This is a genomic window from Gimesia sp., from assembly GCF_048260065.1.
Classification (GTDB): Bacteria; Planctomycetota; Planctomycetia; order Planctomycetales; family Planctomycetaceae; genus Gimesia.
In genome coordinates this window covers 18,044-37,798 of record NZ_JBLXHC010000021.1, presented here as the reverse complement: position 1 = coordinate 37,798, position 19,755 = coordinate 18,044, and the positions used below count along the sequence as shown (strand labels likewise).

The following is a 19,755-nucleotide window of genomic DNA, read 5'->3' as shown; positions in this document are numbered from 1 at the left end:
ATCATTCACTTTGACGTTTTACATATACGTAGTAAGCTCCGCAGATTTCTTTTCCCTGTTCATCCAGCAACCAGGTCGTCAGTTCGACAGGCCCTTTTTCCAATGCCGCAGAAAAGGTAATCGAGTCTCCACCGGATTCCGGTTCTGCTGTTGCTGTCAATGATCCGATTTCGATTTTTGCTTTTGCGACAGGTAATGCGACACCTTCCGCAAGTTGTCCATCAGTGACTTTCAGTGCCGGGGCTCCCTCCGCCAGTCGCAAACCGCTCCCACGCGGCCAGCGTCGCAATTCAAACTGATAGCTACCCGGACGGTCCACGATCAGGTGCCACGTGCCATTTCTCCGGACTCCCCGCCGAACCTGCCCCTGTTGATCAACGAAGACATCCAGCCATTCACAGGCTGTCAGCATCGTCGGGTTCTCTGCTGGATGACCAATAATGACCCGTTGAGGGACTGCAACCGTGGGCTCGAGTTCATTCCACCATTGATCCAGGTGTGCCTGCATTTTTCCGACAACCTCAGGATATTCCGCAGCAACGTTTTTCTGTTGAAGCGGATCTGTCGTGAGATCGTAGAGTTCCCGGTTTTCCAGCCAGCGCCAGCGTTTCCATAGAACAGCTGCTCCCTCCTTTCGAGGTTGTGAGAGATACATGCTTTTTTTGTTTCCAGGAAATGGCATGCGGCTGTAATCGACGACCAGCATCCGATCAGGCAGGGACTGAACCTTACCTTTGATCCTGGGCACCAGACTGATTCCATCCAGATCAGGAATTGATTGAGGGACCCCACACAGCTCGGTCAAAGTCGGCAGCAGATCCTGCACGTGGGTTAAATCATTCAGCTCACGAGGTGGCCCCAGTTTGCCGGCTGGCCAGCGAATAAAACAGGGGACGCGATGGCCGCCTTCCCAGAGCGTGACTTTTTTTCCTCGCATGCCTGCATTGAAATAATCGGGCCCCATCGTACTGCCATTATCGGTCAGAAAGATGAGAATTGTATTATCGAGCAACCGGGATTTTCTGAGAGCCCGATCCAGCTCACCGATATTCTGATCGATGTTCGCACACATGGCGAGATAGCTCACCAGTGACTTACGTTTCGCTGGTGAGAGATGAGCGACCAGTGATTCATTCTGCTTCATAGCCGCTTCAATCGGCTTGCGAAACGGATCGGGAACATAGTGGGGGCCATGCGGTGCATTCAAAGGCAGATAAGCAAAAAAGGGATCAGCATTTTCCTGCGAATTAATCCACCTGGTCATTTCACGAAAAAACACATCGGTACAATAGCCCTGGTATTTTTCCCTGCGCCCGTTATGCGTGTAGGTATCTTCGAAGTAATCGTTATTCCAGAAATCGGGCACTGCACCGATATGCGAAGAAGGAAACCACAGCGTTTCCTGAAAGCCCCGATCTTCCGGACGAAAGGGATAATTATCTCCTAAATGCCACTTACCGAAGATACCAGTCCGATACCCGGCTGACTGAAACAGGTCGGCCATCGTTTTCAGTTCGGGTCGCAAGAGCGTACGACCGCTACTGACATTCATCGCTCCGTTCCGAAAGGCATCCAGGCCGGTCATCAGTTGCCCTCGCGTGGGAGTACACATGGGAGCGACATGAAAATCAGTCAGCCGAATACTCTCTGTAGCCAGCTGATCCAGATGCGGCGTCTTTAATATCGGATTTCCATGGCAGGAAAGTTCGCCGTAACCCTGGTCATCACTCATGATCAGAATCACATTGGGGCGCGAAGCAGCATTGATTGAATTAATCGACAAAAGCAGAACACAGATGACGAACGATAATCGCATTAGAAGTTTTCCCCAAACTGAAAGGAATCGCTGTCTGCATTCAATCGATGCAAAATTTGAAGTTACCAATATGGGTCTTGAACCATTGATTGTATAATGAGCGTTTATCAGCATCAAATACTGCGTCTTGAGAATATGCCCTTTTCAGATTCCACTTCCGTTAATTCGAGCAGGAGAAGAATAATGACGACTCCCTATATCCCCAAAGGCTATCACACCATTTCTCCCTACCTGCTTGTGGAAGGGGCAGCTGAAATGATCGAATTTCTGCAAACGGTGTTTGATGCCACCCCGAAACTCATTTCCCATAATGGTGATAAAATCGGTCACGCGGCACTGCAGATTGGTGATTCCATGCTCGAAGTGGCCGATGCCTGCGAGGAATGGGGGCAGACTACCGCAGCCATTCATCTGTATGTGCCCGACGTCGATACAACTTATCAGAAAGCCCTGGATGCAGGCGCAACAAGTTTGCGTGAGCCCGCCGACATGTTTTATGGAGAACGGGGCGCTTCAGTGAAAGATCCCTATGGTATCAGCTGGCACATCGCAACTCAGACAGAAGAGCTCACCACCGAAGAACTTCACCAGCGAGCGGAAGAGTTCAAAGCACAACAGGCCCAGCAGCAGCAATGAACCGCTCAGGCTTGATCGTCTGAAACGGGAATGTATTTGTTAAAGAGCTCTGCATAGTCTTCCCGAACCGGGCTGAATACATCCAGGACAACAGCAGGTCCATCGACGGCAACTGCCTGATGAGGCGTATTGGGAGGAATGATAAACATGGCCCCCGCTTCGACAACCCGGACTTCGTCCCCCATCGTCAGCTCCAGTTTCCCTTTGAGTAACATCCCCCCCTGTTCATGAGGGTGATGATGCAGAGGGACAATCGCGCCTTCGTCCATTTCCAGATAAGAGAGCATCAGATTCTCTCCAAAGGGAGTTCGCATTTTACAGCCGGGAAGGACCTCAAGGGGTTTAACGGAATTGATATCGATGAATGGCATGTCGGAATCACTCCTGAATTCAATGGGACGCGGGATATCTGCTGATCCGATAGACGGCTCTTCCCTCAAAATAAAGAAATCACCGGGGAATTGATAGTCTGACGAACCTGCTGTACGCTTCCACTGTCATATCAGGCTGACAGAAAATTTGAATATCTCCCGCAGGACACACCCGATGTATGTACCCTCCTCGTTTGCAGAAACCGATTTGAACACGCTGCATCGATTTATCGAACAGCATAGTTTTGCGACTTTGGTCACTAAGGCAGAAGATCATTCGACAGCAAGCCATCTGCCTCTGTTACTGGACCGTTCAACGGGAGAAATCGGACAGCTGATCGGGCATCTGGCGAAAGCCAATCCCCAGGCTGATCAACTTCGGAACGGAAGCCTGCTGGCGATCTTTCACGGCCCGCACGCTTATATCTCGCCAACCTGGTATGAGTCAGACCGCACTGTCCCGACCTGGAATTACCAGGCGGTACACGTTTATGGTTCCTGCACCATTGAGAGCGATCCAGCACAGCTGAAACAGATACTCAACCAATATGTAGCCTTCTATGAGGCAGCTCAACCAGCGCCATGGTCAATACCCGATTCGGATATTGACTTTGTGGATTCTTTACTGCCGGCGATTGTCGGCTTCCGGATACAGATTGAACGAATCGAAGGAAAATTCAAACTCAATCAGAACCATTCTGCAGAACGCCAGCAGAAAGTAATCGATGCACTTCTACGCCAGACTGGTGAAAACGAAAGAGCCATCGCCGCCCGGATGCAGGCCAATCTGCATCAAAGTGGAAACGACTCCCCTTCCCGGTCTTAGCGTGCATATTCGACAGTGCGTGCTTCCCGCATGACGGTCACGCGAATCTCTCCGGGATAGGTCAGTGTATCTTCAATTGCCTTGGCAATATCTTTACACATCTTCGCTGCTTCACGGTCATTGACCTGATCGGAATCGACAATCACCCGGACTTCACGGCCCGCCTGAATGGCATAAGTATGATCGACTCCCGGAAAACCGCAAACCAGCGTTTCCAGTTCTTCGAGACGACGGACATATTTTTCGAGAGTATCCCGCCGAGCACCAGGACGCGATGCAGAACAGGCGTCCGCCGCAGCCACCAGTACGGTATAGATGTAGTCAGGGCGAATATCATCATGATGGCCGGCGGCAGCATGCACCACTTCCTGAGATTCACCATAGCGTTTCAGTAACTGCGCCCCGACAGCAGGGTGGCCCCCTTCCATCTCATGGTCAGCTGCTTTACCGATGTCATGAAACAGACCACATCGTCGGGCGATGGTCCCGTCCAGACCGAGCTGCTCTGCCATCATGCCGGTCAAAGCTGAGACTTCAATCGAATGCCGGAGCACGTTCTGGCTGTAACTGGTGCGGAAATGCAGACGTCCCAGCAGATCGATCAGTTTGGGATTCACGCCGGAAATATTCACTTCCTGACAGGCATTCTGCCCCATGGTCTGAATATATTCTTCCAGCTCTTTCTGGGTCTCTTCGACCACTTCTTCGATTCGTGCAGGATGGATTCGTCCGTCGTTGACCAGCTTCTGTAATGACATTTTACCGATCTGGCGGCGGACGTTATCAAAAGCGGAAACCACAACAACACCGGGAGTGTCATCCACAATCACATCGACTCCGGTCGCTTTTTCAAAGGCACGGATGTTGCGTCCTTCACGACCGATAATCCGGCCTTTCATTTCTTCTTCAGGCAGTTCGACCGTGGAAACCGTTGTTTCCGCGACGTGACCGGAAGCGAAGCGCTGCACCGCCATGCCAATTGTCTCGCGGGCAATTTTATCACAGGTCTGCTTCAATTCGTTCTGGTGCTTCATAATCAAAGCACCCGTTTCGTTTTTCAGATCATTATCCAGTCGATCCAGCAGCATCTGGGAAGCGGTTTCCCGGTCCAGGCCACTGATCTTAAACAGTTCTTCCTGCTGTTTCTTCAGAGAACGCTCCAGTTCCTGCTCGCGTGCTTCCACCGCTTTGGAGCGGGAGGCCAGCTTTGACTGGGTGGTCTGAATCATCGCTTCTTTTTTCAGGAAATCAGCCTGCTGATCTTCCAGCGCATTTTCGCGCTTACTGAGTTTCTTTTCGACAGCCCAGAGCTCTTCGCGCTGTTTGTTGACTTCTTCTTCCAGCGCTTCACGACGCTTGAGTAATTCCTCTTTGGCTTCCAGCTTCTGGCTTTTGAGCAGGTTTTCTGAATCGAGTTCAGCCTGTTTCAGAATCTGAGCATAAGACTGGTAGGCAGATCCTCGGCGGATCCGGTCAATGAAATATCCAATGATGACCCCGACAATGAACGCCAGGGTCGCTCCGATTGCGACTTCGGTTAACATATTCCAGGTGCTTCCTATGCGCCTATAGTGAAAGCCCCTTTCCTGCCAGATACCATTTGGCGTTGGTATTCGACAGAGACAAAATTGTATCTCCCCGAACTCACCAGCAGGTGATTTCAATCAGATCAATACAAATCGTGTTGTCAGGAATTTCATGAGAACGACAGGAGCGTCAGAGAGTTTCCCGATTTTACATGCCTGATAAAAGAAATGAATTCAAAGGCATGGTGTAACCTTAAGCAGCCCAGAAAAAAGATAATACGCTTTCAACAAACATATGGCCCGTGCTTTTACCTGTTTAACGACGCTTAAAGCACCATCGGTCAGAGCGCACCTTGACCGGCACACGTAACCGCTGTTCTATCCCCAGACAAGACAAGACTCGACGCATCATTTCATTTTCCTCTGTCTGCTGAGTCAACGACTCAACGTGCAGATAGAAATCTCTCTCAGAACGAGTCGATTTCCATGGTTGCATCAGCGTCGGCAATATGCGCACCACTCTGGTGAGCAGGACAAAAATTGCAAGAATTGTCTCATTGAGAATACCAAACATTGTTGATTCTCCAACTCAACTGAAACCGGGACTACCTTAGAAACTCTAAATCACAAAGAGAACTCTACTTCAGGTGAAGTGTCGATACTCGTTTGCGACAATGCTCCCTGTCAAACTTTGAAATGCCGAAAGGAAACCTAAAAATAAATAAACAATGAAACTATTATGAAAAGCTCACTCCAGAACATCCAGAAAAAAACGACAAACATCTGCCAATTCGCAAAGTTCAATCACCTGCGAAAAGGGAGTTGAGAATGCGTGTAACTCGAATGAGAGTGGAAACTTCTCGTAAAATTCCTTTTTTATGGTAACAAGACATTTCCGGTTTCGATAGTATATAATCAGAAATATTGCCCGAAAGTCAAATCTCGAACCGACACCTGCGGGGTGCTCTGTTTCAGACTTCACACCGCTTTGCAGAACTCCCGTTTCCGATGAATCAGTTTATCCAGGCCGTGAAATGCGGATTGCTTACCTGTCAGAAACGCATCCAGGACGAATCAAATCCCGATCCCCACATTAGTTCACATCAAAATCTGCCTGCGCAACGCACGTTGATTGCCGTATCCGGGGGCGCGGACAGCATGGCTTTGCTGCGAGCACTGCAGTGTCTGGCGCAGTCTTCCGAATCGCTGATTCCTCCCGATGGACTGGTGGTTGCCCATTTAAATCATGGCCTGCGAGGAACCGCCTCTGATGAAGATGCGGAGTGGCTGAAACAGGAATGCCGGCGTCTCTCACTCCCCTGCGTGACTGAGAAACAGGAGCTTAATCAGGGGCCTGATTCCGGTCTGGAAGAACAGTGCCGCACAGCCCGATATGATTTTCTCACCCGGGTTGCGATTGCAGAACAGTGCCCGCAGATTGCTGTCGCACATACCCTGGATGATCAGGCTGAGACGGTACTCCATCACATGATTCGCGGGACAGGCATCACTGGACTGAGAGGAATTCCCCAGACCAGAGCCTTACAGCAGGGTCTGCATCTGATTCGCCCGCTGCTGCAGATCAGTCGTGAAGAGGTTGTCGAATTTCTGAACGTATGTGGCCAGGGATACCGGAATGACGAAAGCAATTCGGACACCAGTTTCACCCGCAATCGCATCCGCCATCAACTGTTACCTTTATTAAAAAAAGAATTCAATCCCAACGTAGTGCAGTCCATTCAAAGACTCTCACAGCAGGCGGAAGAAGTCACCAGCGTCATTAATTCAGAAGTCGACCAGATCCTCACCGCTTCCACCCTGGATCGCAACCAGGAAACATGGAGACTGGACTGCCTGGTACTCCAGAAAAGTCCCGATTACCTCGTCCGACAGTGCTTTCTGAAAATCTGGCAGGAAATGAACTGGTCCCGTAAACGGATGGGTTTCGACCACTGGCAACGACTGCTGGAACTGGCACAGTCTGGCCAGAAGTTAAGTCTGCCCGATCAGGTTGAAGCAGAACGTCGAGACAAACTGCTGATTTTACGCAAGCGGAACCAGAGCAATCAGTGATGGAGAGTGAATCTGATAAACATTCACATTCCTGCATACGTGTTGTGGAAATCTCAATCCGGGTTGGTTAGAATCTGGCGTTGCTGATGCTGATAACAGTCTGTTCATCGGGTCTTTACCCTTCGCTCGAACAGCCGTTGTGAGTTACCGTTGTGTGATCAAGACCATTCAAAGCATCCATTCCTGATCAGCTTCGATCGATCCGCTTTTGAATGATCGTTTCTTGCAGAACACATTGCACCTGATAATCACTCGCCCTCATTCATTCAAAGAAGTCACAACCATGAATAACAATAAACCACTGTTTATTGCGAGTTTTATGACGCTCATCGCCGCCGGCGTCGGGTTCGGTATTCGAACAAAGGTTCTAGACTACTGGGGCGCCCAGTACGGATTTACCAAGTTCGATCTGGGAACGATCACTGGGGGTGGGCTGGTTGGGTTCGGTATTGTGATTCTACTGGCAAGCTTGATCACAGATAACATTGGATATAAACCGATCCTGCTGCTGGCCTTCATCCTGCATGTTCTCTCTGCATTAATCACTTTCGCAGCGACTCCGATTTTCAATGCTGCAGGTAAAGATGCCACTTACTGGTGTCTGTATATCGGGATGTTTATCTTTGCGGTCGCCAACGGACTGTGCGAAGCGGTGATCAACCCTCTGGTTGCAACACTCTACCCGAAGAAGAAAACTCACTATCTGAATATCCTGCATGCCGGCTGGCCAGGGGGGCTGATCATTGGCGGTATTGTGGCTGAGATTTTTGTAAAGATGGAAAAAAATATTTCCTGGCTTCGCTGGGAAGTTCCCATGGCCGTCTTCCTGATACCGACCCTCATTTACGGTTTCATTGTCATCAAGCAGAAATTTCCTCTGTCTGAAGCCAAATCTGCTGGGGTCAGTTTTGGCCAGATGCTGTTGACCTTTGCCAGCCCCTTACTGATCTTCCTGCTGTTACTGCAGGCCTGTGTCGGTTATGTGGAACTGGGTACCGACAGTTGGATCTCAAGCATTACTGATTCAATTCTTGAAGGACAGGGACTGTACCTGTTTATCTATGCGTCCTCGATCATGTTCATCCTGAGATTTTTTGCCGGTCCGATTGTAGAAAAAATCAATCCACTGGGTTTGCTCTGTATCAGTGCCTGCTTTGGTGCCACTGGACTATACATGATTGGAAATTCGAATGAAGCCATTATGGTCTGGATTGCGGTTACCGTTTACGGACTGGGTAAAACGTTTCTCTGGCCAACCATGCTGGGTGTAGTCGGCGAACGGTTCCCTAAAGGGGGAGCTTTAACCATGGGTGCCATGGGAGGCATCGGAATGCTGTCGGCTGGTCTGCTGGGTGGCCCGGGTATCGGTTACAATCAGGACTATTATGCGACACAGAAACTGGAATCACTTTCTCCAGAAGCTTATGAGCGCTACTCCGCAGCTGAGGAAAAAGGCTTTCTCTTTCTGCCTGAGATCAAGGGGCTGAACGGTCAGAAAGTTGATGTTCTGAAGAACGATGGCAAAGAACTGGCCAAGGCTGTGGAACAGATGAAAGCAGATGGTAAGCCGAATGAAAACATCGAAACCCTGAACCAATGGTGGCAGGGTGCAGAAAAATATGCCAAAGAAGATCAACCGGAAGTGAAGGCCGCTGGGATCTACGGCGGTCGGATGGCCCTCCAGTGCACGGCTCTTGTTCCGTTGTTCATGGCCTTCGGCTACTTAATTTTGGTGATCTACTTCTACAGTAAAGGTGGGTACAAAGCGGAAGTGCTACACGGTGAAGAACCGGTGGGTGAGCACTATACAGGTGGCGTTGAAGGGCCTGTGGAATAGCAGACCGCCTCGCTTTCGCATTCGAACGACTACCCGCCTGCGGGTGGTCGTTCTTTCATTTTGATTCTCAACCGGAAAACAGAAAAGTTCGACAGGAGACACCACCAGAGGAAAACCATTTCACCAGTGTCAAAGGGTTGACTTTCACGTCAATTGCTGGATAACAGAATGATATTTCTGGAGTAAAATCAACAGTACAATACCTTCAATCAATGATCTGATAACAGGCACGCTCCCATGGATAATCCATTTCCCGAAGCTCAAACGTTTGTCACACATCTTGAATGTGGCATGCACCATGATCGTTACGAAGCAGATCAGTTGCACGGTCTTTCCAAAGCGGGAAAACCTCTGCTGGTTAAATATGACTTAGATGCGCTCGCCCAGGCAGTCACAAAGGAAGAACTGGCCTCCCGCCCGGCGACTCTCTGGCGGTACCGCGAATTCCTGCCGGTCCGTAAATCAGAAAATATTGTCAGCCTGGGGGAAGTACATACGCCGCTGATCCCTGTTCCCCGTCTGCAGGGTGGAAATGGCACGGTCTGGATTAAAGATGAAGGCCGCCTCCCCACAGGTTCCTTCAAAGCACGCGGACTCTGTATGGCCGTCTCGATGGCCAAAGAGCTGGGCGTCACAAAAGTCGCGATGCCCACCAACGGAAACGCCGGCGCTGCACTGGCCGCTTATGGAACCCGGGCCGGGATGAAGTCCTATATTTTCTGCCCGGATGATACACCGGAAATCAATGTCCGCGAGATCGCTGCACAGGGAGCCCAGGTCTGGCGGGTGAATGGACTGATCAATGACTGCGGCAAGATTGTCGGCCAGGGCAAAGATCAGGTAGGCTGGTTTGATTTTTCTACCCTGAAGGAACCTTATCGCATCGAAGGTAAAAAGACGATGGGACTGGAACTGGCCGACCAGATGGGCTGGCAGGTTCCCGATGTCATTTTATACCCGACTGGTGGCGGCACCGGACTGATTGGCATGTGGAAAGCCTTTAACGAACTCAAAGCAATGGGTTGGCTGAAAGGAAAACTGCCTCGCATGGTTGCCGTCCAGGCATCAGGCTGTGCCCCGATGGTCAAAGCCTACGAAGCGGGTGAAGAACATGCTGAACTCTGGCAGAACGCACATACGGTTGCCGCCGGTATTCGCGTCCCTGTTGCGGTAGGTGACTTTCTGATCCTGCGAGCGGTCCGGGAAAGCAATGGGTTCGCGACCGCCGTCGATGATGAACTGATTACCGCAGCGCTGGATGAGTGCTCGCAGAAGGAAGGCTTCCTGATGTGTCCGGAGGGAGCAGCGACTTACGCTGCCTACAAACAGGAACTGGCCTCTGGCAGAATCAGCCCGGACGAAAGTGCCGTGCTGTTCAACTGTGCTACCGGACTGAAGTACCCCCTCCCACCAGCCGATCAGTCAATCGACATTAATCAGCCGATCGATTACTCTCAATTCAATTGATCGACGCTGTAGTAGTAAAACGTTATTGCAGGAAGTAGTGACATGAGCGATGTTCTGGTAACAGAGAATATTCAAGGCGTGTCCATGAATCGTCTCATCCAGGAGCACGATGTCGAGTTCGATGCCTACCTGTGGCAAAATACCGATCTGCTCAAACAGAAGATTCAAAACACCAAAGCGTTGATTGTCCGAAATCAGACGAAAGTCGATCGCGAACTCATCGACGCAGCTCCCGAGCTGAAAATCATCGCCCGGGCCGGTGTGGGTCTGGATAATGTCGACACGGGATATGCCCACGAAAAAGGGATCATCGTCTGCTTTACTCCTGATGCGAACTCACTCTCGGTAGCCGAACTCACCATCGGACTGATGCTGGCGCTGATGAGAAAAATTCCGGAAGCCCGTCAGGATACTCTGACGGGGGGCTGGAACCGCCTCAAGTTTACTGGCAGTGAACTCTATGGGAAATCGTTCGGGCTGATCGGCATGGGACGGATTGGTTCACTAACAGCAGCCCGCGCCAAGGCATTCGGGATGAGGATCCTTGCCGCCGATCCGTTTTTGAAAGCAGATGCACCACAGCTCAAAGAACTGGATGCCACCCTGCTCCCCCTTGATGAACTGCTGGCCGAGTCAGATGTGGTCTCCTGTCATAGCCCGCTGACTCCCGACACGCGCAAAATGCTGACTTATCAGCATTTCAGAAGAATGAAACCGGATGCCTTTTTCATCAATACCTCGCGCGGAGAAGTCGTGGATGAGAGAGGACTGACCCAGGCGTTACTGGAGCACAAACTGGCAGGAGCCGCTCTGGACGTTCGAGAAACAGAGCCCCCCAAGCAGAGCCCTTTAAATCAGATGGAAAATGTCATCTTAACCCCGCACATCGCCGCCTTTACGGTGGAAGCCCAGGATCGGGTGGTCGATTCCGTCTGCGAAGACGTTCGTCTGGTATTGAGCGGTAAAAAAGCAATCAATGTATTTGAACCTTAGCCTGAGAGACACAGCCTGATGCAAGACGAACTCAAAGAAGAAAAATGGTATCACGGCATTTCGCGTTACCAGTGGCTCGTGTTGATCATTGCTTCTCTAGGCTGGGTGTTCGATGTGTTCGAAGGTCAGATCTTCGTCGCCAGCATGAACGAGGCGATGCCTTCACTTGTACCCAAAGGGACTTTGCCTGGTGATATTAAAAATTATAACAATATCACTTTTGGAGCCTTTTTGATTGGCGGCGCGCTGGGAGGTATTGTATTTGGTGCACTCAGTGACCGGATCGGGCGCAAAAAAACAATGTCTTTGACGATCTTGTTTTATTCTTTATTTACTTGCCTCTCTGCATTCTCTCAGGACTGGTGGCAATTTGCAGGGTTCAGATTTCTTGTCGCACTGGGTGTTGGCGGCGAGTGGGCGGTGGCGAGTACTCTGGTGGCGGAATCGTTTCCCCAGAAAGCCCGCGCCCGCGTAGGGAGTATTTTTCATGCCTCCAGTGTATTGGGAACCTACCTCGCAATTTTGGCAGGGGCATTTATCATCGGGAATGAGAGTATCCAGACATATGCCGAAAATGCAGGTCACCCCAGTCTTCCATGGCGAATTGGTTTTGCACTCGGGGTCGTACCTTCATTTTTGATTATCTGGATTCGGCGTAGTTTAAAGGAGCCTGAATCCTGGCAGCATGCACAAGAGGCAGCAAAAGCAGACACGACAAAGCAGATGGGGACGGTAACGGAGTTGTTCTCATCCCAATACGCTAAGAGCACCTGCATCGGAATCATGCTGGCGGCGATTGGTTTTGCGACCTTCTGGGGAGTACATATTTACGGAAAAGACGCCTTCCTGAATGCTGTCAAAGCTGACTATCAAGCCAAACATTTTCAAGGTCAGGTAAATGTTGCGGAAGAAGAAATCGCAGCTTATTTTGACTCTGAGAAAACCACATTAAAAAAGTGGGAAATGCTGGGAATGTTTCTAACAACGACAGGTGGTGGCTTAGGCCTGTTGGCCTTTGGTCCCCTCTGTGAATGGTTAGGGAGACGTGGAGCATTCTTTCTGTTCCACGCTGGGGGATTAATCAGCACCATTCTGCTGTTTCAACTATTTCATAACGCCATAGTCATTGGCTGTTTTCTACCCATCTTCGGTTTTCTGACTCTCGGTATGCACGCCGGGTATGCCATCTATTTCCCGGAACTCTACCCCACACGACTTAGAGGAACGGGAGCAGGCACATGTTTCAACGCCGGTCGCATTCTGGCGGCGCCCATCCTGTTTCTGGCCGGTTGGATGCTAAGTTCCGCAGTAGGAATGACTCTGGCACAAACAGCAACCAGTTTGAGTATGCTGTATATCATCGGCGCATTTCTGCCCTACTTTAATAGAGAAACCAAAGGCAGTGAGCTGCTGGAATAAACGTTTTTTCAATGAATCCAGTTCCCAATCCGTGACAGCCTGTCAACATGATCTGTGATTCGTTATTGTTTATGGAATTAGTTTTCACAAATACTCCCCGCCGCGTTCACCCCCGCTTGACAGAGTCATGCTGCCTGCAGGACTCATTTTGACTTGTTCACGATCATGATGTTTTCTGATCCACAGTTGTGGTTTTTTGTTCTGGCTGTCGCTTTTCTATCTGCATTTATCCAGGGAATTATCGGATTCGGGTATGCCATTGTCGCAATGGCGGTGCTTCCGTTAATGCTGGATTTTCGCGAAGCCAATCTTCTGGTGGCATTGAGTATCGTTTTGCCTGTCATCTGGATCTTCTGGGCATATCGGAAACATTCCAACTTCAAAATCCTCTCAGGTGCAATTCTAGGCTCACTGGTCGGATTACCTCTGGGTCTGTTGACGTTTACGCTGATCAATCTGGACTACCTGGTGCGCGGCACCGGGCTTGTCATACTGCTGATTGTGATTGACGGTTTATTCCAGAAACCGGTTCAGACAGAAACCGGACCTCAACAGGCCTCCCCCCTCTGGAGTACCTTTGCCGGTTTCTGCAGTGGCTTCCTGGCCGGGTCGACAAGTATCGCAGGACCGCCGATCGTGATCTATGCCATCCGACAACCCTGGACTCAGGACCAGTACAAAGGTTTCATCTTCGGATTCTTTATTCTGATCTCCATAACGCGTGTGATTGGCTTAACTCTGATGGGCCTTGTCACCATGCCAGTCATTCTGACCTCCGCAATCGTGATTCCCTTTGTCATTGTGGGAATGGCGCTCGGAACCCTGGTGGGTCCCCGGATCAATCCTGTGATTTTCAAACGTTGCCTGCTGATGCTGCTGGCTGTCAGTTCGCTGTACATGGTCATTCAGGGAAGTGCGGGCGAAAAGGAACTGGAACCGGAATTCGCTTCTGGTACCGCTCCATCAACTGCCGTCGTCCGGCAGCAGGACTAGAGCGCATCACATTTAAGTATAGCGTCTCTCAATCTAATATACTCGGGCCAAACTGCCCTGGAAACGCTACAGTAAAACTGGACACAGTCTAATCGGACTGCGTTTCCCATTCCTGAATCCAACTGAGGACCTGACGCTGTTCTTCCAGCCAGTCTTTGCCTGTTGATATCTGCTGTGCCACCAGAGGGAGTTCCTGTACGGTATCCACATCACTCAGTTCTGGCAGCAGATGGATTTCTCCCAGATCCTGAATCTGTTCCCGCAGCACACATGAAGTGTTCTCGACACTGTAAGGCACGTTTTGCCAGATCGCAGGATCAAGGGCTGTCTGACTTCCAAACAGATAAAAGCCGCCATCACAGGCCGGTCCAATGACAAACTGCGGTGTTTCATTTTCCTCTGAGAGAATCTCAACTGCTGTATTCAGTAATGTCACAGGCAGATGCGGCATATCTGCCCCCAGAAAAATGATGAAATCATAATCAGCAAATAACAGCTGTTGCACATGCGCCAGTCGAGCTCCTAAGCTCCCTGCTCCCTGCTCTACTGTTTCAAATTGACTCCAGAGTGAATCCTGCATCGCCTCTGGTTCGGCGACCGCCCAGTAGGGAGTCACTGAGTTCTGTTGAACCACTGAATGCACAACCGCTTCGACAGCTTTGGCGGAAAGGACATGGAACTGCTCCGCGCACGCCGTGCCGACCGATTGCGCCAGTCTGGTTTTTAAAGGAGAGTAACCGGGAGTTTTTACGAAGACGGCGATGGCGCCTTGCTTTGGCAGCATTTCAAAATTCGATCTTTTATCAGGAGTAAAAACTGAGGGATTGCCTGCCGTGCCGTCAGCCAGAGATGTCTGACTGTCACCTTCAGCCAGCCCTGTTCTCGATATTTCCGGGCACTGGTTTCGATGTCTGCGCCTGTGCATCGAAGACGTATCCCATGCCGCCTGGCGGCCCAGACCAGCAGATGATCTTCTCCATACGTTGCCTCTTCATCAAATCCATTTAGTTTCTGAAACAAAGTACGAGGCAGACAGAGTCCCTGATCACCGAAAGGCATTCCCAGTACATGCGAACGAAAATAAACGCCCCAGGAATTCAGATGCATCAGTAAAAAACTCTGATCGCGGAACTTGAGATTAAAATAGAGTAACGCCTCCGGATATAATTCCAGACAGTGAAAGAGTTGCTGGACAGCCGCATCACTGATTCGAGAATCAGCGTGCAGAAACAACAGATAATTCGCTTGGGCGTGCTCCGCGCCGTGATTCATCTGGATCGCCCTGCCTCGGGATGTACAATGCCAGTGGCTGCGACTGTTGATACCATATAAAGAGAACTGATCCTGCAGATCGGGTGGAGCCGGACCGTTCGAGATAAACAGAAATTCGGTGGATTCCGGAAAAGCCCCGAGATCCGCGAGTAATGCCTGCCAGCTGTCATCCCCCTGTAAAACGGGAATGATAACTGAAATCGAACAGGACGTTTTGCTCTGATTGACGCTACTCATTTTTTATGCTTAAACTGGAATTGTAATTCGTTTCACAGTATTGGAATTCATCGTATTACATAATACAAACTCCCAAAAGTAAACTTCATTTGGAAACGCAATGTTTCTGAAATTCACTGACTCGGCTATACTGAATGATCTTCAGGCAGCCTGTTGCATCCAAATATATTCGTCTACAAGAAGCCAACAGAATTCGACCGGACTTTAAAGGAACCCAGAACAAGATGAATTCCGCCAATTCGCAGATCTCCTCCAGTGAAGAAGAATCAGTCTATGCCCGTTACGCAAACGCAGCGCACCAGACTGAACCGGCACTGTGCTGTCCTGTTGAATACAACCAGGAATATCTATCGATCATCCCGAAAGAGATTCTGGAAAAAGATTACGGATGTGGCGATCCGACTCCTTATCTCTCGCCCGGTGATACTGTTCTGGACCTGGGTTCAGGGGGAGGCAAGATCTGTTATATCGCATCACAGATTGTAGGTCCTTCCGGAAAAGTCATCGGCGTGGACTGCAATGCAGAAATGCTGGCTCTGGCCCGTAAGTATCAACAGGAAGTCTCTGACAAACTGGGATACTCAAATGTGGAATTTCACAGCGGAATGATCCAGGACCTTCAACTGGACCTGGAGCTGTTGAATCAGGAACTGACCACCAGCCCGATCAACAGTCAGGCACGCTGGCTGGAATTACGAAATCTGGAAGAACGCCTGCGACAGGAGTCGCCACTGATCCCGGATGATTCGATCGACTGTGTGATCTCAAACTGTGTTTTAAACCTGGTACGCGAGAGCGATCGCAGTCAGCTGCTGCAGGAAGTCTTTCGAGTTTTAAAGCGAGGCGGCAAAGCGGTCATCAGTGATATTGTCTGTGATGAAACAGTGCCTCACCACCTGCGGAAAGATCCTGAACTCTGGTCTGGCTGTATTTCTGGCGCCTACCAGGAAGCCGCTTTCCTGCAGGCTTTTGAAGATGCCGGTTTCCATGGAATTGAAATTCTCAAACGGGAAGAAACTCCCTGGCAGACCGTGGAAGGCATTGAATTCCGCTCGATGGTTGTCTCTGCTTATAAAGGCAAACAAGGGCCCTGCCTGGAACGAAATCAGGCAATGATTTATCGCGGGCCCTTTAAAAAAGTGGAAGACGACGATGGTCATACTTATTTTCGCGGTCAACGGATCGCAGTCTGCGATAAAACATTTCGGCTCCTGCAGACGGAACCATACAAGGGCCTGTTTCTTCCAGTTGAGCCACATCAGAATATTCCCCTGGAGCAGGCGCGTGAAATGGACTGTCGCCGAAATGCGATCCGCAGTCCAGAGGAAACCAAAGGTAAAAATTTCGATCTGACAACTCAGATCATGGATGACTGCTGCAGTCCGGACAGTGGTTGCTGCTAACCTCTGCTCCCGTCAACTTACTCTCAATTTCATATATGGGAAAAAATGGCATCTCTCACCCTGCTCCGACAACACAGTAAACTGGCAGATCCGCAAGAGCAGCTGCGGATTCTTAATGCACGTTCTCAACAACCATCATTTGACGAACAGTTGCAGAAACAGCAACTACCAGTCTTACACGCGACAACGATTGAGACACTCCAGCTCAACCTGGGAAAACTCTGCAATATGACGTGTGAGCATTGTCACGTTGATGCAGGACCAGACCGTAGAGAAATCATGTCTGCGGAAACGGCGCAATTCTGTCTGCAAGCATTCGAACATCCAGGTTTTCAGACACTGGATTTAACGGGGGGTGCGCCGGAAATGAATCCACAGTTTAAAAGTCTGGTCATCGCAGCTCGCAAGCTGAACCGACGCGTGATTGATCGCTGCAATCTGACAATTTTACTGGCGCCCGGTTTTCAGGATCTTCCACAGTTTCTGGCAGATCATCATGTCGAAATTGTAGCCTCTCTTCCCTGTTACCTGCAGGAAAATACCGATGCGCAACGAGGTGATGGTGCCTTCAATAAATCGATACAGGCATTGCAGAAGTTGAATTCGCTTGGCTATGGGGTTCCTGACTCCGGATTGAAACTGACCCTGGTGTATAATCCGGTTGGCTTCTCACTGCCGCCTGATCAAAGTGAACTCGAAACAGCATATCGTCGTGAATTAAAACAACAATTCGAAGTTCAGTTTACCAACCTGATCACCATCACCAATATGCCCATCAGTCGCTTCCTCAGTGAACTGATCCAGCAGGGACGCTTTGAAGCGTATATGGAGCGTCTTATAAACGCATTTAATCCGGCTACTGTTTCCGGACTGATGTGCCGTTCGATTCTCTCTGTCGACTGGCAGGGTTATCTCTACGATTGTGATTTCAACCAGATGCTGAGTCTGCCTGTCTCAGTACCGGAACGGAAGCACATTCGGGATTTTGATTATCAAGATCTCGTTAACCGAAAAGTTATTACCGGGCAGCATTGTTTCGGATGTACTGCCGGAGCCGGATCCAGCTGTGGCGGCGCTCTATCCTGAGTTGGCATTTAGCAGCTGATTGATGATTCTGTACGCCTCGACTGCGCCGTTTCCTCAGGTGTTTAACTGCAGGTTCATGAAGTCAGTTTTAATAATTGATGAAGTACCTCAAGTCTTACAATTCTGGCATTCCATGATCCCTCTGCCCGCTGACTATTCAGGTTATCACTATCTGAATTTATCAGGAAAAACAGACCAACTTGAGGATGATTATTTCCTCATGGTCGTGAAAAACGGGGATTTTTTCCTCATGTGTTCGCCCCTTACAGGCGGAAATAGAACTATATATTTCCAGTTCATTTTTTTCGCACTTGACAAAGCATTTTAAATATAATAATGGAAATATTCTGAACATAATATTTCCCTGAAAACAGCCGAAATAGTTCTGCCCGAATGTTAAAAAGATCCCGCGATTAAAAGTTGACATCGGGCTTAAATGCTCTGTAAAAATCGTTTAGAAATTTGGAAAGATTGCACAAAGAAACAACGAGGATTTAACTGTGTTACTAGCCGATTCAACTCTTATCGAATCTACTGAAGAACTTGATCCATTTACGGAAGAGACCCCCATCGTATTCTTTTCACTGGATGACGATGAAGAAAACATTGGTTTCGACGATCTGGAAGACCTCGACGATGATGAATTCGACGATGACGAAGATGATTTCGATGATGACGATGAAGAAGAGGATGACGACGACTTCGATGACGAAGAAGAGGATGAGTTTGACGACGATTTCGAAGACGACTTCGAAGACGACGATGATGACATGTTCTAGAACTCATTCACAACACAGCTGAAACACTCGTCTTTGAACCAATTCAAAGGCGAGTAAGCCGCTCTCTTCTCCGTCTGTCCAATGCAACAGACTCACCACCCGTCAATCAACTGAGTATGGGTGCTCCCACCAGCTTCCTGAACTCTCCAGCAGAAAAAGAAACGAACAATGCAGGGACTGGTCGAAAAAATTAATGATGCCGTTGAGTTTCTGAAACCTCAGATTTCTGAAGCTCCCCAGGTCGGTTTAATCCTGGGTACCGGACTGGGTGATTTCACGAAAAAGATCAGCCAGGAAAAATCGATTCCTTACGAATCAATTCCTCACTTCCCCCGCTCCACAGTAGAATCTCACGCAGGTCAGCTGGTATCGGGTAATTTAAATGGAACCCCGATTATTGCAATGGAAGGTCGGTTTCATTTTTATGAAGGGTACTCCATGAAGGAAGTCACCTTTCCCGTCCGAGTGATGAAAGCTTTGGGGGTTGAAACGTTAATCATCACAAATGCCGCGGGCGGAATGAACCCTCACTATCGGCTGGCTGATATCATGATCATTGAAGATCAGATTAATTTAATGGGTGATAACCCACTTCGCGGCATCAACGATGATCGACTCGGCGTCCGTTTCCCGGATATGTGTGCCCCCTATGATCACAGCTTAATCAAGCTGGCGGAACAGAAAGCACTGGAACTCCAGATTCGTACTCAGACGGGAGTATTCGTTGCCGTCGCCGGGCCAAACCTGGAAACACGCGCGGAATATCGCATGCTGCGTCAGATGGGTGCAGATTGTGTGGGCATGTCGACAGTCCCGGAATGTATCGTCGCCAACCATGCTTCCATGAAAGTTCTGGGGCTTTCTGTGGTGACAGATCTCTGCCTGCCAGACGCGCTGGAACCTGTTGAGATCAGCAAGATCCTGAAAGTCGCTGCAGATGGCGGGCAGAAACTGGCTCAACTCATCCCGCAGATCATCGCGGAATTATAAGCAACACGTTCCAGACGTGCATGTCCTGGAT

18 protein-coding genes are annotated in these 19,755 nt (G+C 49.7%); 12 read left to right on the top strand and 6 right to left on the bottom strand.

Annotation, left to right across the window (positions count from 1 at the left end; all coding sequences use genetic code 11):
* Window position 1: 1 nt before the first annotated feature.
* On the bottom strand, window positions 2-1,816 hold the full coding sequence (locus tag ACN0YN_RS27390; protein ID WP_417388144.1) for an arylsulfatase: 1,815 nt from the start codon (window positions 1,814-1,816) through the stop codon (window positions 2-4).
* A 183-nt stretch (window positions 1,817-1,999) separates the two neighbouring features.
* On the opposite strand from ACN0YN_RS27390, the gene ACN0YN_RS27385 reads away from it, so the two are divergent.
* Window positions 2,000-2,452 (top strand): VOC family protein, encoded by a 453-nt coding sequence (locus ACN0YN_RS27385; RefSeq protein WP_417388143.1) that lies wholly within the window; start codon window positions 2,000-2,002, stop codon window positions 2,450-2,452.
* Window positions 2,453-2,457: 5 nt separating this feature from the next.
* On the opposite strand, the gene ACN0YN_RS27380 is transcribed toward ACN0YN_RS27385, so the two are convergent.
* Window positions 2,458-2,823 carry a cupin domain-containing protein gene (locus ACN0YN_RS27380; RefSeq protein WP_417388142.1) on the bottom strand — a complete coding sequence of 122 codons (366 nt, stop codon included), beginning with the start codon at window positions 2,821-2,823 and terminating at the stop codon, window positions 2,458-2,460.
* A 175-nt stretch (window positions 2,824-2,998) separates the two neighbouring features.
* Between ACN0YN_RS27380 and ACN0YN_RS27375 the strand changes: the two genes are divergently transcribed.
* Window positions 2,999-3,649, top strand: a complete 651-nt coding sequence (locus ACN0YN_RS27375) for an FMN-binding negative transcriptional regulator (protein WP_417388141.1) — start codon at window positions 2,999-3,001, stop codon at window positions 3,647-3,649.
* Here ACN0YN_RS27375 and rny read toward each other — a convergent pair.
* Both rny and ACN0YN_RS27365 read right to left on the bottom strand, forming a co-directional pair.
* The gene (rny, locus tag ACN0YN_RS27370) at window positions 3,646-5,193 is read right to left on the bottom strand and encodes a ribonuclease Y (RefSeq protein WP_417388140.1); all 1,548 of its coding nucleotides are present in this window, start codon (window positions 5,191-5,193) and stop codon (window positions 3,646-3,648) included. The two genes, ACN0YN_RS27375 and rny, sit on opposite strands and share 4 nt — an antisense overlap.
* A gap of 298 nt (window positions 5,194-5,491) precedes the next feature.
* Window positions 5,492-5,749: a hypothetical protein gene (locus ACN0YN_RS27365; protein WP_417388139.1), complete on the bottom strand. Its 258-nt coding sequence runs from the start codon at window positions 5,747-5,749 to the stop codon at window positions 5,492-5,494.
* A 434-nt stretch (window positions 5,750-6,183) separates the two neighbouring features.
* Between ACN0YN_RS27365 and tilS the strand changes: the two genes are divergently transcribed.
* From tilS to ACN0YN_RS27335, 6 genes are all read left to right on the top strand, one after another.
* Window positions 6,184-7,248 (top strand): tRNA lysidine(34) synthetase TilS, encoded by a 1,065-nt coding sequence (gene tilS, locus ACN0YN_RS27360; protein WP_417388138.1) that lies wholly within the window; start codon window positions 6,184-6,186, stop codon window positions 7,246-7,248.
* A 283-nt stretch (window positions 7,249-7,531) separates the two neighbouring features.
* Window positions 7,532-9,085 (top strand): MFS transporter, encoded by a 1,554-nt coding sequence (locus ACN0YN_RS27355; RefSeq protein ID WP_417388137.1) that lies wholly within the window; start codon window positions 7,532-7,534, stop codon window positions 9,083-9,085.
* A 237-nt stretch (window positions 9,086-9,322) separates the two neighbouring features.
* Window positions 9,323-10,552, top strand: coding sequence for a threonine synthase (locus tag ACN0YN_RS27350; RefSeq protein WP_417388136.1), 1,230 nt, complete (start codon window positions 9,323-9,325; stop codon window positions 10,550-10,552).
* A gap of 42 nt (window positions 10,553-10,594) precedes the next feature.
* Window positions 10,595-11,545 carry a hydroxyacid dehydrogenase gene (locus ACN0YN_RS27345; RefSeq protein WP_417388135.1) on the top strand — a complete coding sequence of 317 codons (951 nt, stop codon included), beginning with the start codon at window positions 10,595-10,597 and terminating at the stop codon, window positions 11,543-11,545.
* A gap of 18 nt (window positions 11,546-11,563) precedes the next feature.
* Window positions 11,564-12,964: an MFS transporter gene (locus tag ACN0YN_RS27340; RefSeq protein ID WP_417388134.1), complete on the top strand. Its 1,401-nt coding sequence runs from the start codon at window positions 11,564-11,566 to the stop codon at window positions 12,962-12,964.
* A 165-nt stretch (window positions 12,965-13,129) separates the two neighbouring features.
* Entirely contained in the window at window positions 13,130-13,957 is an 828-nt protein-coding gene (locus tag ACN0YN_RS27335; RefSeq protein ID WP_417388133.1) for a sulfite exporter TauE/SafE family protein, read from the top strand.
* Between the two features lie 88 nt (window positions 13,958-14,045).
* Here the strand turns inward: ACN0YN_RS27335 and ACN0YN_RS27330 are convergent, their stop codons facing one another.
* Together ACN0YN_RS27330 and ACN0YN_RS27325 are read right to left on the bottom strand one after the other, a co-directional pair.
* Window positions 14,046-14,741, bottom strand: coding sequence for a TIGR04282 family arsenosugar biosynthesis glycosyltransferase (locus tag ACN0YN_RS27330; protein WP_417388132.1), 696 nt, complete (start codon window positions 14,739-14,741; stop codon window positions 14,046-14,048).
* Window positions 14,705-15,466, bottom strand: coding sequence for a TIGR04283 family arsenosugar biosynthesis glycosyltransferase (locus tag ACN0YN_RS27325; protein ID WP_417388131.1), 762 nt, complete (start codon window positions 15,464-15,466; stop codon window positions 14,705-14,707). Before ACN0YN_RS27325 ends, ACN0YN_RS27330 begins: the two co-directional genes overlap by 37 nt.
* 224 nt (window positions 15,467-15,690) lie before the next feature.
* Here ACN0YN_RS27325 and ACN0YN_RS27320 point away from each other — a divergent pair, with 224 nt between their 5' ends.
* From ACN0YN_RS27320 to ACN0YN_RS27305, 4 genes are all read left to right on the top strand, one after another.
* A complete protein-coding gene (locus tag ACN0YN_RS27320; RefSeq protein ID WP_417388130.1) occupies window positions 15,691-16,869 on the top strand; it encodes a methyltransferase domain-containing protein in 1,179 nt (392 codons plus the stop codon).
* 45 nt (window positions 16,870-16,914) lie between these two features.
* Window positions 16,915-17,955, top strand: coding sequence for an arsenosugar biosynthesis radical SAM (seleno)protein ArsS (gene arsS, locus ACN0YN_RS27315; RefSeq protein WP_417388129.1), 1,041 nt, complete (start codon window positions 16,915-16,917; stop codon window positions 17,953-17,955).
* 500 nt (window positions 17,956-18,455) lie between these two features.
* Window positions 18,456-18,734 (top strand): hypothetical protein, encoded by a 279-nt coding sequence (locus tag ACN0YN_RS27310; protein ID WP_417388128.1) that lies wholly within the window; start codon window positions 18,456-18,458, stop codon window positions 18,732-18,734.
* Window positions 18,735-18,902: 168 nt separating this feature from the next.
* Entirely contained in the window at window positions 18,903-19,724 is an 822-nt protein-coding gene (locus ACN0YN_RS27305) for a purine-nucleoside phosphorylase (protein ID WP_417388127.1), read from the top strand.
* The last annotated feature ends 31 nt before the right edge of the window (window positions 19,725-19,755 follow it).

Coding starts and splice junctions, on each gene's coding strand:
- ACN0YN_RS27305 (WP_417388127.1), top strand. CDS start 18,903: ATGCAGGGACTGGTCGAAAAAATTAATGATGCCGTTGAGTTTCTGAAA.
- arsS (WP_417388129.1), top strand. CDS start 16,915: ATGGCATCTCTCACCCTGCTCCGACAACACAGTAAACTGGCAGATCCG.
- ACN0YN_RS27375 (WP_417388141.1), top strand. CDS start 2,999: ATGTATGTACCCTCCTCGTTTGCAGAAACCGATTTGAACACGCTGCAT.
- ACN0YN_RS27355 (WP_417388137.1), top strand. CDS start 7,532: ATGAATAACAATAAACCACTGTTTATTGCGAGTTTTATGACGCTCATC.
- ACN0YN_RS27345 (WP_417388135.1), top strand. CDS start 10,595: ATGAGCGATGTTCTGGTAACAGAGAATATTCAAGGCGTGTCCATGAAT.
- ACN0YN_RS27320 (WP_417388130.1), top strand. CDS start 15,691: ATGAATTCCGCCAATTCGCAGATCTCCTCCAGTGAAGAAGAATCAGTC.
- ACN0YN_RS27380 (WP_417388142.1), bottom strand. CDS start 2,823: ATGCCATTCATCGATATCAATTCCGTTAAACCCCTTGAGGTCCTTCCC.
- ACN0YN_RS27390 (WP_417388144.1), bottom strand. CDS start 1,816: ATGCGATTATCGTTCGTCATCTGTGTTCTGCTTTTGTCGATTAATTCA.
- ACN0YN_RS27350 (WP_417388136.1), top strand. CDS start 9,323: ATGGATAATCCATTTCCCGAAGCTCAAACGTTTGTCACACATCTTGAA.
- ACN0YN_RS27385 (WP_417388143.1), top strand. CDS start 2,000: ATGACGACTCCCTATATCCCCAAAGGCTATCACACCATTTCTCCCTAC.
- ACN0YN_RS27325 (WP_417388131.1), bottom strand. CDS start 15,466: ATGAGTAGCGTCAATCAGAGCAAAACGTCCTGTTCGATTTCAGTTATC.
- rny (WP_417388140.1), bottom strand. CDS start 5,193: ATGTTAACCGAAGTCGCAATCGGAGCGACCCTGGCGTTCATTGTCGGG.
- tilS (WP_417388138.1), top strand. CDS start 6,184: ATGAATCAGTTTATCCAGGCCGTGAAATGCGGATTGCTTACCTGTCAG.
- ACN0YN_RS27340 (WP_417388134.1), top strand. CDS start 11,564: ATGCAAGACGAACTCAAAGAAGAAAAATGGTATCACGGCATTTCGCGT.
- ACN0YN_RS27365 (WP_417388139.1), bottom strand. CDS start 5,749: ATGTTTGGTATTCTCAATGAGACAATTCTTGCAATTTTTGTCCTGCTC.
- ACN0YN_RS27330 (WP_417388132.1), bottom strand. CDS start 14,741: ATGCTGCCAAAGCAAGGCGCCATCGCCGTCTTCGTAAAAACTCCCGGT.
- ACN0YN_RS27335 (WP_417388133.1), top strand. CDS start 13,130: ATGATGTTTTCTGATCCACAGTTGTGGTTTTTTGTTCTGGCTGTCGCT.